Source organism: Sphingobacterium composti (assembly GCF_009829075.1).
In the GTDB taxonomy this organism is placed as follows: domain Bacteria; phylum Bacteroidota; class Bacteroidia; order Sphingobacteriales; family Sphingobacteriaceae; genus Sphingobacterium; species Sphingobacterium composti.
This window is the reverse complement of record NZ_WUQZ01000001.1, coordinates 205,985-218,301: the sequence shown is the minus strand read 5'-3', so window position 1 is coordinate 218,301 and position 12,317 is coordinate 205,985. Positions and strand designations below refer to the sequence as shown.

13 protein-coding genes are annotated in these 12,317 nt (G+C 35.3%); 4 read left to right on the top strand and 9 right to left on the bottom strand.

Annotation, left to right across the window (positions count from 1 at the left end; all coding sequences use genetic code 11):
- The first annotated feature begins 4 nt into the window (after nt 1-4).
- On the top strand, nt 5-1,300 hold the full coding sequence (brnQ, locus tag GOQ17_RS00950) for a branched-chain amino acid transport system II carrier protein (protein ID WP_159633451.1): 1,296 nt from the start codon (nt 5-7) through the stop codon (nt 1,298-1,300).
- 81 nt (nt 1,301-1,381) lie between these two features.
- Here the strand turns inward: brnQ and metG are convergent, their stop codons facing one another.
- Nucleotides 1,382-3,451, bottom strand: coding sequence for a methionine--tRNA ligase (metG, locus tag GOQ17_RS00945; RefSeq protein ID WP_159633448.1), 2,070 nt, complete (start codon nt 3,449-3,451; stop codon nt 1,382-1,384).
- 144 nt (nt 3,452-3,595) lie between these two features.
- Between metG and GOQ17_RS00940 the strand changes: the two genes are divergently transcribed.
- From GOQ17_RS00940 to pckA, 3 genes are all read left to right on the top strand, one after another.
- Nucleotides 3,596-4,495 carry a S66 peptidase family protein gene (locus GOQ17_RS00940; RefSeq protein ID WP_159633445.1) on the top strand — a complete coding sequence of 300 codons (900 nt, stop codon included), beginning with the start codon at nt 3,596-3,598 and terminating at the stop codon, nt 4,493-4,495.
- Nucleotides 4,496-4,502: 7 nt separating this feature from the next.
- Nucleotides 4,503-4,910 carry a DoxX family protein gene (locus GOQ17_RS00935; RefSeq protein ID WP_159633442.1) on the top strand — a complete coding sequence of 136 codons (408 nt, stop codon included), beginning with the start codon at nt 4,503-4,505 and terminating at the stop codon, nt 4,908-4,910.
- Between the two features lie 229 nt (nt 4,911-5,139).
- On the top strand, nt 5,140-6,753 hold the full coding sequence (gene pckA / locus GOQ17_RS00930) for a phosphoenolpyruvate carboxykinase (ATP) (protein WP_201288478.1): 1,614 nt from the start codon (nt 5,140-5,142) through the stop codon (nt 6,751-6,753).
- A gap of 58 nt (nt 6,754-6,811) precedes the next feature.
- Here pckA and GOQ17_RS00925 read toward each other — a convergent pair whose 3' ends face one another.
- The 8 genes from GOQ17_RS00925 to GOQ17_RS00890 are packed head-to-tail and all read right to left on the bottom strand — an operon-like array spanning nt 6,812 to nt 12,279.
- A complete protein-coding gene (locus GOQ17_RS00925) occupies nt 6,812-7,267 on the bottom strand; it encodes an ABC transporter ATPase (RefSeq protein WP_159633439.1) in 456 nt (151 codons plus the stop codon).
- A gap of 4 nt (nt 7,268-7,271) precedes the next feature.
- On the bottom strand, nt 7,272-7,814 hold the full coding sequence (locus GOQ17_RS00920) for a DUF420 domain-containing protein (RefSeq protein ID WP_159633436.1): 543 nt from the start codon (nt 7,812-7,814) through the stop codon (nt 7,272-7,274).
- Between the two features lies 1 nt (nt 7,815).
- Nucleotides 7,816-8,529 (bottom strand): thioredoxin domain-containing protein, encoded by a 714-nt coding sequence (locus GOQ17_RS00915; RefSeq protein WP_159633433.1) that lies wholly within the window; start codon nt 8,527-8,529, stop codon nt 7,816-7,818.
- Between the two features lie 2 nt (nt 8,530-8,531).
- Complete coding sequence (locus GOQ17_RS00910; RefSeq protein ID WP_159633430.1) at nt 8,532-8,909, bottom strand: cytochrome C oxidase subunit IV family protein; 378 nt, start codon at nt 8,907-8,909, stop codon at nt 8,532-8,534.
- Between the two features lie 28 nt (nt 8,910-8,937).
- A complete protein-coding gene (locus tag GOQ17_RS00905; protein WP_149913880.1) occupies nt 8,938-9,678 on the bottom strand; it encodes a cytochrome c oxidase subunit 3 in 741 nt (246 codons plus the stop codon).
- A gap of 9 nt (nt 9,679-9,687) precedes the next feature.
- Entirely contained in the window at nt 9,688-10,272 is a 585-nt protein-coding gene (locus GOQ17_RS00900) for a cytochrome c oxidase subunit 3 (protein ID WP_159633427.1), read from the bottom strand.
- A gap of 5 nt (nt 10,273-10,277) precedes the next feature.
- The gene (gene cyoE, locus GOQ17_RS00895) at nt 10,278-11,186 is read right to left on the bottom strand and encodes a heme o synthase (RefSeq protein ID WP_159633424.1); all 909 of its coding nucleotides are present in this window, start codon (nt 11,184-11,186) and stop codon (nt 10,278-10,280) included.
- Between the two features lie 49 nt (nt 11,187-11,235).
- Complete coding sequence (locus tag GOQ17_RS00890; RefSeq protein WP_159633421.1) at nt 11,236-12,279, bottom strand: COX15/CtaA family protein; 1,044 nt, start codon at nt 12,277-12,279, stop codon at nt 11,236-11,238.
- Between the last annotated feature and the right edge of the window lie 38 nt (nt 12,280-12,317).

The following is a 12,317-nucleotide window of genomic DNA, read 5'->3' as shown; positions in this document are numbered from 1 at the left end:
TATAATGAAGAAAAAACAAGACATCATCACCATTGGCTTTGCTTTATTTGCGATGTTTTTTGGTGCGGGAAATCTTTTATTACCTCCGTTTATCGGTTTACAGGTCGGGCATCACACATTGATTACGATTATTGCATTTGGTTTGACGGGAATCATATTACCGTTTTTAGGTATTCTTTCTATCGTAAAATCAGGAAACACTATCTACGACTTGGGTAATCGTATTCATCCTTGGTTAGCGCCAGTTTTAGGAACCATTATTATGTTATGTATTGGGCCATTGATTGCTATTCCACGTACTGGAGCAACGACATTTGAGGTGGGCATACTTCCAACATTTCCCAATTTTAATCCTATTCTATTTTCTATTATATTCTTTGGACTAACATGGACCTTAAGCATTTCTCCTTCCAAAGTGGTAGATATTATCGGTAATATTCTTACACCATTATTATTAATTCTTTTATTTATACTGATATTAATAGGCATTCTAAATCCAATAGCTGATTTCAGTACGACTTCGCTAACCTCAACTGAAGCTTTCAAATTTGGTTTTGTTGAAGGCTACCAGACAGTAGATATGTTGGCTTCACTCGTATTTGCTGGTATTATCATTGCGGCAGCTCAGACAAAAGGATATACAAATATGGACGATAAAAGCACAGTTGTGATATCGTCAGGTATTATTTCTTCGGTGTGTTTAATCTTTATTTATGGTGGTTTAGTTTATTTAGGAGCGACTTCAGGAATTGCAGACAAAGATATTAGCCGGTCGACTTTATTGATACATATTGCAAAAAGTGCATTAGGTGAGTACGGTATGATTGCAATCGGCATTTGTATCGCATTGGCTTGTTTGACCACTTCAATTGCACTAACAACAGCTGTCGGTACATTCTTCTCAGAATTGACTAAAGGTAAATTAGGCTACAAGCTATTAGTAACTATTTGTGTTATTTTTTCAGCTACTCTATCTATATTAGGAGTAGATAAAATAATTCAATTTGCATACCCTCCATTAGCTTTTGTATATCCAATTGCGATTACCTTAGTGCTTTACATAATTGTTTTTGGGGCGTTTGTAAAGCACAAAACACCCTATATCGGAGCTTTATTAGCCTCTACGATATTTGCCGTATTTAGCTTAGGCATCATGTTGAATTGGTGGACAGCGGCGGAAATTCCATTCTATTCAAAATTACCATTTGTTGATATAGATTTAGGTTGGTTAGTGCCATCTATTGTCGGTTTTATCATAGGTCTGATAATTGACAAGGCTAAAAAACCTGTTACCATATAAGAAAGTCTAAATCATCATAAAAACACAAAGAGCAAAGACTTAAAATCTTTGCTCTTTGTGTTTTCATCTAAAACCTAAAAATTATCTTACCGTACTACCTGGCTTAATACCCGAAGTAGGATTTACGAAGTCTAACCTGCCATCAGCATCTTCAGCCATCAAAATCATACCTTGAGACTGAATACCTTTGATTTCGCGAGGCTCTAAGTTTACTAAAATCGAAACTTGCTTGCCGATGATATCTTCTGGTGCAAAAAACTCTGCAATACCTGACACGACAGTACGTTGATCGATGCCAGTATCGATTTTTAACTTTAATAATTTCTTCGTTTTTGCAACTTTTTCTGCTTCCAAAATTGTACCGATACGGATATCCAATTTCATGAAATCATCAAAAGAAATATTTGGTTTTGCTGGAGAAACAGTTGCATTCGCTGCAGCATTACTTGCTTTAGCGTCAGCTAATTTTTGTAATTGTGCCTCTACTTGCTCATCTGTAATTTTCTCGAATAACATTTGAACTTCGCCCAATTGCGCATCTGTAGCAATCAGATCAGATTTACCTACCTTATCCCAATTTTGTTGCGGGAAGTTTAACATTTCGAACAATTTAGTCGAAGTTTTAGGCAAGAATGGCTGAGCCAAAATCGCTAAGTTTGCTACGATTTGCGTCGCCACATTCAATACAGTTTTAACACGCTCCTCATCAGTTTTGATAACTTTCCAAGGCTCTTCGTCCGCCAAATATTTGTTACCTAATCGAGCTGCATTCATAAAGTGTGCTAATGCCTCACGGAAACGGTAGTTACCAAGTGATTGTTCAATCAATCCAGGATATTTTGCTAATTCTTCGAAAACTGCTCTATCTGTATCATTGAATTCAGAACCTTTCAACACTTTGCCATCAAAGTATTTGTGCGAAAGCACCATCACACGATTCACAAAGTTGCCTAAAATCGCCACCAACTCATTGTTTACACGTGCTTGAAAATCTTTCCATGTAAATTCAGAATCAGAAGTCTCCGGAAGAATTGAAGTCAATACATAACGCAACTCATCTTGTTTACCTGGAAATTCTTCCAAATAATCATGCAACCAAACGGCATGATTACGTGAAGTAGAAAGTTTATCACCTTCTAAATTCAAAAATTCATTCGCGGGTACATTATCTGGCAATATATACTCCCCATGTGCATGCAATATGGCTGGAAAAATAATACAGTGAAAAACAATATTATCCTTACCAATAAAATGAATCAACGTAGAATCATCATCCGAATTTGCTTGTTTTTTCCAGTAATCTTCCCAGTTTTTACCATTATCGATAGCCCATTGTTTGGTTGCAGAGATGTAACCAATCGGCGCATCCAACCATACATATAGCTTCTTACCCTTTGCTTCTTCCAATGGAACATCCACTCCCCAATCCAAATCACGTGTCATCGAACGAGGTTGCAATCCTGACTTCAACCAAGAAGAACATTGACCAAAGACATTCGATTTCAACACATCTTTTTTACCTTCAATCAACCATTTCTCCAACCAAGGTTGGTATTTATCCAACGGCAAATACCAGTGTTTTGTTTCTCTCAAAATCGGAGCTTTACCACTCAATGTAGATTTTGGATTAATTAAATCAGTTGGACTTAAAGACGTGCCACATTTTTCACATTGATCGCCATAAGCTCCCTCCGATTGGCAATGTGGGCATGTACCTGTAATGTATCTGTCTGCTAGAAATTGATTAAATTCTTCGTCGTAATATTGCTCAGAGAATTTCTCTATAAATTCACCTTTTTCATACAGATTCAAGAAAAATTCTTGTGATAATTCGTGATGAATCTGCTCTGACGTACGGTGGTAGATATCAAAAGATATTCCGAAATTTTCGAAAGATTCTTTTATTTGTTTATTGTATTTATCAATAACCTCTTTAGGTGTGACACCTTCTTTTTTAGCACGTATTGTAATCGCTGCGCCATGCTCATCCGAACCACAGACATATACCACATCCTTATTGTTCAGACGCAAAAAGCGCACAAAAATATCGCCCGGAATATATGCTCCAGCCAAATGACCAATATGCAAAGGACCATTCGCATAAGGCAAAGCCGAAGTAATTGTATAACGTTTTTTAGACAAATTGCTCAATATATTGTATTTTTAAGGTGAAACTTTTAAAAATTAGAGTACAAAGATAATTCAATTTGTGCTTATAAATAAGCCTTACGCGAAATATTCTTAAAAGTCTTCGCGTTTTTAATTAGTTAAAAAAATTACATTAACTCACTGTGTATGAATACTCCTCCGTTCTTGAAGAAAGGTGATAAAATAGCCGTTATTTGTCCTGCCAGTTATATTAAAGCTGATTTGACACCAGCATACCAAATTTTAGAAAAATGGGGCTTAGAGCCTGCGGTATACCCTTCAGTGACAGCCCAACTTAATCAGTTTGCAGGCCATGATGAATTGCGTGCTCGAGATTTTCAAGATGCACTTGACAACCCCGAAATCAAAGCTATCATTGCTGGCCGTGGAGGCTATGGATGCGTTCGCATTATCGACAAGATAAACTTCAATAAATTTAAGAAAAGTCCAAAATGGATTATCGGTTTCAGCGATGTGACTGCTATTCATAGCCACATACAACGCAAATTTGGTATTCCTACGATTCATGGACAAATGGTGAAATCATTTTTGGATGCATCTGATGAGTCTTTAGAAACTTTGAAAAAAGCTCTCTTTGGCAAAAACGTGGATTTAAAATTCGAAAACATAGACTATCCAAATAGAATTGGAACTGCCAAAGGTATTCTGACAGGAGGAAATTTAGCGATCTTACACAGTGTTTTGGCTTCTGAATCAGATGTTAAGTATGATGGTAAAATACTCTTTATCGAAGATGTAGGCGAGTCACATTACAATATCGACCGTATGTTGTGGACATTGAAAAGAGCTAAAAAATTAAGTAAAATTGCTGGATTAATTGTTGGCGGATTCACGGAGTTAAAAGATTCCGATCCGGCATTTGGACAACGATTTGAGGACATAATTATGGACAAAGTCAAGGAATTTGATTATCCAGTAGCTTTTGGTTGTCCTGCTGGCCATATAGACGACAATCGTGCATTAATATTCGGAAAAGAAATAGAACTACACATAACTAAATCAAAATCAACAATTAAATACATCTAATAATCGTATGAGCAGATCCAGTCGCAGTCACAAGAGAGATATTGGTATTTTAATCATTAGGGTAGTCATTGGTGGATGCATGTTATTATTTCATGGTTTACCAAAACTTATTAACGGTCCTGAAGTTTGGGAAAAAGTAGGCGCAGCAATGGGCAATATTGGTATTACATTTTGGAGTTCATTTTGGGGTTTTGCAGCCACTATGACCGAATCTGTTGGAGCACTTTTAATCATGGTTGGTTTATTTACCAAACACACCTCCTTAGTTTTGGCTTTCACCATGTTAATCGCAACCATTTCACACTTATCAAAAGGCGATACTTGGGCAGCTTCATCACATTCGATAGAATTAATGGCGGTATTCATTGCCTTGTATTTCACTGGTGCAGGAAAGTTTAGTATTGATAAAAAATAAACATATTTTGCCCTTTTCAAGAATTTGATATTAAAGAATTCCAAAGCAGAATTTAATTTTTATTAAGTATTTACGCTATTTAAAAACTGAATATTAAAAAATAAAAACCTTAAAACACAAAAACTCAATCAAAGTAGTAAAATGTAATAATATTTGCAAAAATAAAAGAGGTTAACTTATCAGTTTGTGAACTCCCTACCTTAGCTTCATAAATTCACAAGTTATGATCATGGAGCGAATAGATATGTTGGAAAATTCAGTCGATGCGACAATAAACAAAATTGATAGCCAAGCAAAAAAAGTTTATTGGAACTTGACGAATGAAGAATTAACACAACAAACATTAGACCTCAATCAAGGCAGACTAAATGATTTAGGTGCTTTATGTGTTGAAACAGGTAAATTCACAGGGCGTTCACCAAAAGATAAATTTATAGTTAAAGATAGTTTAACAGCTGATACTATAGATTGGGGAGATGTCAATATTCCAATATCTAATGAAATATTTGAGAATCTGTATCAAAAGATGCAAGATTCATTTAGTGGAGTAGACGTTTGGGCTCGAAAATGTTATGCTGGTGCAGATCCAAGATATAAAATAAATGTTACAGTAGTTAACACGAAGCCTTGGGCAAATTTATTCTGCAATAACCTTTTTATAACGCCTAATTATGCAGAATTGGCGGAATTTGAACATGAATGGTTAATACTTCAAAATCCAGAATTTGAAGCTAATCCTGAAGTAGATGGTACGCGTTCTACAAATTTTACAATTGTAAATTTCACTAAAAAAGTAATTCTAATTGGTGGGTCAGCATATACAGGTGAAATGAAAAAGGGCATTTTCTCTGTATTGAACTTTATTCTGCCACATAATCATGGTGTGCTGCCTATGCACTGTTCAGCAAACGAAGGAAAAGATGGCGACGTATCTCTATTCTTTGGCTTGAGTGGAACAGGAAAAACAACACTTTCTGCTGATGCTAATCGATCATTGATTGGTGATGACGAGCATGGTTGGGCTGACAATTCTGTTTTCAACTTTGAAGGTGGATGCTACGCTAAAGTTGTAGACTTAAGTGCTGAAAAAGAACCAGAAATTTATGGAGCAATCAGACCTGGAGCTCTTTTAGAAAATGTTTCATTCTTTGAAAACTCCAATGTTGTAGATTTCACGAATACTAAACTTACTGAAAATACACGTGTAGCCTATCCGATTAACTACATTCCGAATGCAAAGCAACCTTCATTGGGTGCTATTCCTAAAAATATATTCTTTTTGACTTGTGATGCTTTTGGTATCTTACCCCCAATTTCAAAGTTGACAAAGGCTCAGGCTATGTATCACTTCATATCTGGATATACAGCTAAAGTAGCAGGTACTGAGGTTGGAATCACAGAACCACAAACTACATTCTCAGCATGTTTTGGAAGAGTATTTTTGCCTCTTCATCCTACTCAATATGCAGAATTACTAGGTAAAAAATTAGATCAGCATCCTGAAGTTAACGTATGGCTAATTAATACAGGTTGGACTGGTGGAAAATACGGTGAAGGTCAACGTATGAATCTGAAATACACACGTGCAATGATTAATGCTGCAATGCGTGGAGATTTGGATAATGTGGAATATGTGCCTCACGTTATATTTGGATTACTAAAACCACAATCTTGTCCTGGTGTACCTCCAGAAGTATTGAATCCAAGAACTACTTGGACTGATACAGAGGCTTATGACAAACAAGCATTAGCCTTAGCTAATTTATTCGTCAACAACTTCAAACAATACGAAGACCAAGCTAGCGAAGAAATCCTATCAGCAGCTCCAAAGACTTCTCTATAAACTAAATAAGCCTGTACAAATTGTACGGGCTTATTTAGTTTATTAACAAATTCTTACTTTAAAAAACTTTACTATGCCAACTTTGTGAAAATGGGATTTTCCAGTTGGAAGCAAGTTCTTCAGAATTTTGAATCAAATTATTATAGACTATAGTTTCTGAAGTGACAATACCATTATTTACCAATTCTTGGAACTCATCTCGAGAAGCCAATTGCAATTGACCTTCAGCATTGATATAAGAGACACGCATTCTATCAAAGAAATCAATATTAAACCTCTCTCCTAAACCTTTGATAAAATGCACCGATTTGTCAATGGAACAACCAGTTACACCAGCTACTTCCTCATCTACTACTAATATTAGAAATAAATTATCAATAACAGAAGCTTTACCTGCCAAAGCTGATCCGTGTGCTGTCCATGAAGACACAAACTCTTGAGCCAAAGTATTAATCTCAGCGACTTCTATATCCGTTAAGAAGCGATTTGCTTGATATATCCAAACTCTACTCATTATATTAATGTGTATAATATGGTGAAATCATAATATAAACGATAACTCCTGTCACAGCGACATACAACCACATCGGGTATGTGATACGCGCTAATTTTTTATGACGTTCGTAAGCACCTGCAATCCCACGCACAAAAGTGAATAATACGAATGGTATAATAATAATAGAAAGTAAAATATGTGATATTAAAATGAAGAAATACACATATCGAATCGCACCTTCACCACCGTATGGAGTCGAAACCGAAGTCATGTGATAAGCCACATACATGATTAGAAACAATCCCGAACAAACCATACAAAGTTTGATTAGGTTTTCATGCAATTTTGTATTACCTCTCTTCACTGCTGAAACAGCCCAAACTAATAATATAGCAGTCAAACCATTAATCGTAGCATAAATTGGAGGTAAAAATGATAAGGGATCAACATCGTAACCCATTTTTTGCAAATTAATACCAAATAAGGCCGCTACTGCCAAAGGCACTACAATAGATAATGTCCAAATAATACCTTTATACTTCTTTTCTTCTTCTGTCATTGCCATATTACTTTTTCTCTATTTTAAGTGGATTATTACGAGCTTCTTCCACTAATTGTACTTTAATTTCATCTTCCAATCGTTCCATCTCCTTATTCTGATTGATATCATAGAATCCTCGAATACGTCTTTCTGTATCTATTAAAAGATAATTATTACTGAAAGTATATGTAGAATCTAGATTGATATGTGCGTCTATCAGAAAATTCTGCTGAACATAATCATTGATTGATTCATTCGGCTTAACTATAAACCAAGTTTTTGAATAATCCTTTACATATAATTTCTGTATATGTGCTAGATCATCATCACTATTATCAGGATTCAATGATATTGAAAAAAACTTGACTTTGTGTATATTTTTGAATCGCTCTACTACAGGCTTCAAATTTGTCAACAATGTTTTAGACAAACCTTCATCTTCAGCAGTAAACAAGTGCAATACTGTAATGACAGTATCTTGATTCAAAAAATCAACTCGCTTACCTATGGAATTGTATAACTTGATAGGCTGTATTTGATGAAAGGTCGTATCTGCAATTTCTCTTCCCATCTTACGATTCATCTTACCAGACAATACCTTTTCACCGTAAATTGGAAGTTTTAAATATTGATTTGAGCCAATTTTATTTAGCGCTATATACAAAAATCCTGGCACTAGTAGTACTATAGCCAGGATTATGATAGTTGATATATTTCTCTTTTTAGAGTTATTATTCATTATTATTTATTAGGGAAAATCGCATGTTCTTGGAAGTGATGTAATAAATAATCACCTTCAACTAACATCAATACGATGAAGTAAATAATGAAAATAAATACAATTCCACAAGTTACAATAAAGCTAGATTTCTCAAACTTCAAGTGCATAAAATATGCAACAATGTAATATGCTTTTACTAAAGTCAAGACGATATAAATCGTGTTAACTAAAGCACCCTTTTGCAAAATTCCCCAGTGATGAACAAAACCCAATGCAATTAAGAATTCTAATGCTGTCAATGCCAACAATACAAAGAATACTTGCCAGATTTGCTTTTTGCCCATTCCATCACCATGCTCGTGAGCATCGTGTGTAGCTATATGATCGTGATGTGCCATTTCTATAATTAGATATAAGAGTCAATAATTAGATTAAGTAGAAGAATGTAAATACGAATACCCACACTAAATCTACAAAGTGCCAGTAAAGACCTACTTTTTCAACCATTAAATAAGTACCTCTATTCTCAAACGTGTTATTCAATGTCATGCAAAGAATAATAATATTCAATAATATACCAATCGAAACGTGGAAACCGTGGAAACCAGTGATAGTAAAGAATAAATTAGAGAATTGTAACGCTGCAGTATAAGAAATATCTTTAGTAAAATATGGTTCTAATGCAGCTGCAATAGCATCTGGGTCAACTAATCCTGTAGCTGGATTTCTTCCAAACCAGAATCCTTGGTGATGTAAGTGAGACCACTCGATAGCTTGACAGCCTACGAAAAGTAAACCACCCAAAATCGTCCAAATCATCCATTTTACTACTTCTTGTTTTGAATTACGATGTCCTGCTTCTACGGCTAATACCATTGTCACAGAAGACATAATCAAAATAAAGGTCATGATACCTACGAAAACCAAAGGTTGACCAGACTCAGCAATACCTGGTACAGATTGGAAAATTTTATCCGCATCTATCCATGTAGGTTGAGCAAATTTTTGAGCACCATAATAAATTAGGAATGCCGAAAACGTAAAAGCATCTGAAACTAAGAAAAACCACATCATGATTTTTCCATACTCTAAATTCCAAGGTGACTTACCACCAGACCATGGTCCGTCTTTTACCTTATCCAATTGCGATACAGTTGTTGTACTCATTGTTTACTATTATTGATTCAAAAGTAAGAAAACATATATATAAATCCATAAAAGATCTAGAAAATGCCAAAAAATAGCGGCTAGATCCATTCTAAAAACATTGCGGTCTTGGGCAATTGGTTTAGTAGCACCAAAATATGCTCTGATTAACACCAAAAGTCCAGCTACAATGTGCGCCAAGTGCAATCCAGTGAAGATATAGATAAACGACTGCGAAGCATTATTGTTTATAAAATAAACACCTTGCTCAGTCAATATCCCCCATGATTGAACTTGTAATATAAAAAACACTATACCTAGCACGATTGTGATAATCAATAGCATTTTTTGTTTTGCAAGCTGATTTAATTGAGCTGCTTTGACTGCAAAATGCAAAGTCAAACTACTCGCTACAATCACTAATGTACTGTAGATAAATGCTTGAGGCAATATTGTTTTAATTCCTTTATCTACGCCACTTGCTGTATATACGATAAATCCACTTGAAAGTGCAGCAAACATCATAAACATCCCGATGAGTCCTAACCAAAGGTTGAACTTTTGGGCTTTACGTTGCCTTTGCAAATCTTCCAATTCTATTTCGTTAGCTCCCATTTATATTATTTAAAAGGAATAAAATCAAAAAGTAATACTAATTGTGTCAATGGTAAATATATAAACGATATATACATTACCTTCTTTGCTGTTTCATCTTTTAGTTCTAAAAGATGCTTATAACCGTACCATGTGAAAGCTAATCCGCCCATCAGCGAAACTATTGTAAACACCCAACCGCCGAATCCAAAATACATAGGTAAAAATCCTACTGGAATCATTAGAAGAGCCGATACAAAGATAAATACTGCTGAAGCTTTATCTTTCTTTAAGCTTGGCAACAATTGAATACCCGCTCTTTTGTAATCTTCGTCTGCTACCCAAGCAATAGCCCAATAATGTGGATATTGCCAGAAAAACTGAACCAAGAACAAAATGAATGGCGTAATAATGATTGCTGATTCGCTAACTGAAGCATATGCCAATCCAAAGCCAAGTGATTCGAAAGCTGCGAAATAACCAATAAGTGGTGGCAATGCACCTGGTATCGCACCTAAGAATACAGCTATTCTGGATTTAGGCTTTAATGGCGTATACACAAATGCATACAAAAATATTGAAAAGACCGATAGCAAACCCGCTATGAAATTGAGTTTTACCAAGACTAACGTACCCAGAATGCCCATAAATAAGCTCAACACCAAAGCCTGACCTGTAGTCATTCTTCCTGCTGGCAAAGGTCGGTCCATTGTGCGCTTCATCAATTTATCGATGTCCTTTTCAATGATTTCATTAAAACCATTAGCAGCTCCTGTCACCAAGAATCCGCCAATCGTTAATAATAACCAATTGAACCACATGATATCACCCTGTTGCTTCGCTCCTATTAAAAATGAAATAGAGGCCGAAAATACAACAGTTAACGTCAAACGTAATTTTACAAGTTTGTTAAAATCTGAAATAAAAGTTTTCATTGACTACTCTTTCTCCTTTTCTCTCCTAGATAATAAATTACTCTATTATCTATCTTTTCAGCTTCGTCATCAAAAGCATCAAATAATATTGAGCTCCGAAAAACAAACTTGCAAGTACTAAGTGCGTTGTCTGTGCAAAAGCTGGGACTGCAAATCTAGCTAATATAATCCCAGACAACATTTGAAATACTACTAATATTAAGATAATCCAAGCATATTGACTTTGAATTGACGATTTACTAAATCTATTCTTCACTAAAAAGAAGAATAAAACTGTAAGGAACAGAGTCAAATAAGCTAATATTCTATGGATATCGTAATTAACACCTATAGCATCTATCCAATTAACACGTGGTACGCCATCAGCATTTAGATGGTCAATAATCTCTCTAACTTCGGTACCGTAAACAACTTGAATAAGTGTTACTACCAGTGATACGATAGCTAATGCCTTTAGGCCAGTAGAAGGATAGTTGACTAATATTGTTTTATTGCGTAATGTCGTAGCAATATAAAAAGTATAAATACTCACGGCGACGATAACCAAGGCTAATAACATATGTACAGTTATTATCCAAGGCATCAAATTAGTTGACACCACAATGGAGCCTAACCAAGCTTGAAGTACGACCAATAAAACATTAAGAACGCTCCATATGAAAATGGATGATTTTGACTTGATATAAATAAAGGAAAATATAGCAGTAAATAATAACGCAATACCTGCCAATACACCGACTAGACGATTGATATATTCAGTCCAGGTTTTAGCCGCATTAAACTCCTCGTGAGCTAATATTGATTCATCATGACGAATCTTATCGGCTATTTCGGAGTATCCAAAGAAATCTACGATTTTTGCAAATCTTTCATTCTTCATTACGCGTCCATCTATGTAATGTTGCTCATAGCCTTCTGGCAATTGACTTACATCCGTAGGTGGAATTATTTGATTGAAACACTTTGGCCAGTCTGGGCAACCCATTCCCGAACCTGTGCTTCGTACTGTACCACCAGCTATAATAACGAGAAATAAAGCGATAATAGTTATTCTATTAACATTTATAAATCTCTTCTCACCTGCTGGATACATTACGCTCTATTTATATTTGTCAAAGTGATTTTAAATAG

Bases quoted from the DNA above. Each gene is read 5' to 3' on its own strand.
- brnQ (WP_159633451.1), top strand. From the start codon at position 5: ATGAAGAAAAAACAAGACATCATCACCATTGGCTTTGCTTTATTTGCG.
- GOQ17_RS00940 (WP_159633445.1), top strand. From the start codon at position 3,596: ATGAATACTCCTCCGTTCTTGAAGAAAGGTGATAAAATAGCCGTTATT.
- GOQ17_RS00935 (WP_159633442.1), top strand. From the start codon at position 4,503: ATGAGCAGATCCAGTCGCAGTCACAAGAGAGATATTGGTATTTTAATC.
- pckA (WP_201288478.1), top strand. From the start codon at position 5,140: ATGGAGCGAATAGATATGTTGGAAAATTCAGTCGATGCGACAATAAAC.
- GOQ17_RS00925 (WP_159633439.1), bottom strand. From the start codon at position 7,267: ATGAGTAGAGTTTGGATATATCAAGCAAATCGCTTCTTAACGGATATA.
- GOQ17_RS00920 (WP_159633436.1), bottom strand. From the start codon at position 7,814: ATGGCAATGACAGAAGAAGAAAAGAAGTATAAAGGTATTATTTGGACA.
- GOQ17_RS00915 (WP_159633433.1), bottom strand. From the start codon at position 8,529: ATGAATAATAACTCTAAAAAGAGAAATATATCAACTATCATAATCCTG.
- GOQ17_RS00910 (WP_159633430.1), bottom strand. From the start codon at position 8,909: ATGGCACATCACGATCATATAGCTACACACGATGCTCACGAGCATGGT.
- GOQ17_RS00905 (WP_149913880.1), bottom strand. From the start codon at position 9,678: ATGAGTACAACAACTGTATCGCAATTGGATAAGGTAAAAGACGGACCA.
- GOQ17_RS00900 (WP_159633427.1), bottom strand. From the start codon at position 10,272: ATGGGAGCTAACGAAATAGAATTGGAAGATTTGCAAAGGCAACGTAAA.
- cyoE (WP_159633424.1), bottom strand. From the start codon at position 11,186: ATGAAAACTTTTATTTCAGATTTTAACAAACTTGTAAAATTACGTTTG.
- GOQ17_RS00890 (WP_159633421.1), bottom strand. From the start codon at position 12,279: ATGTATCCAGCAGGTGAGAAGAGATTTATAAATGTTAATAGAATAACT.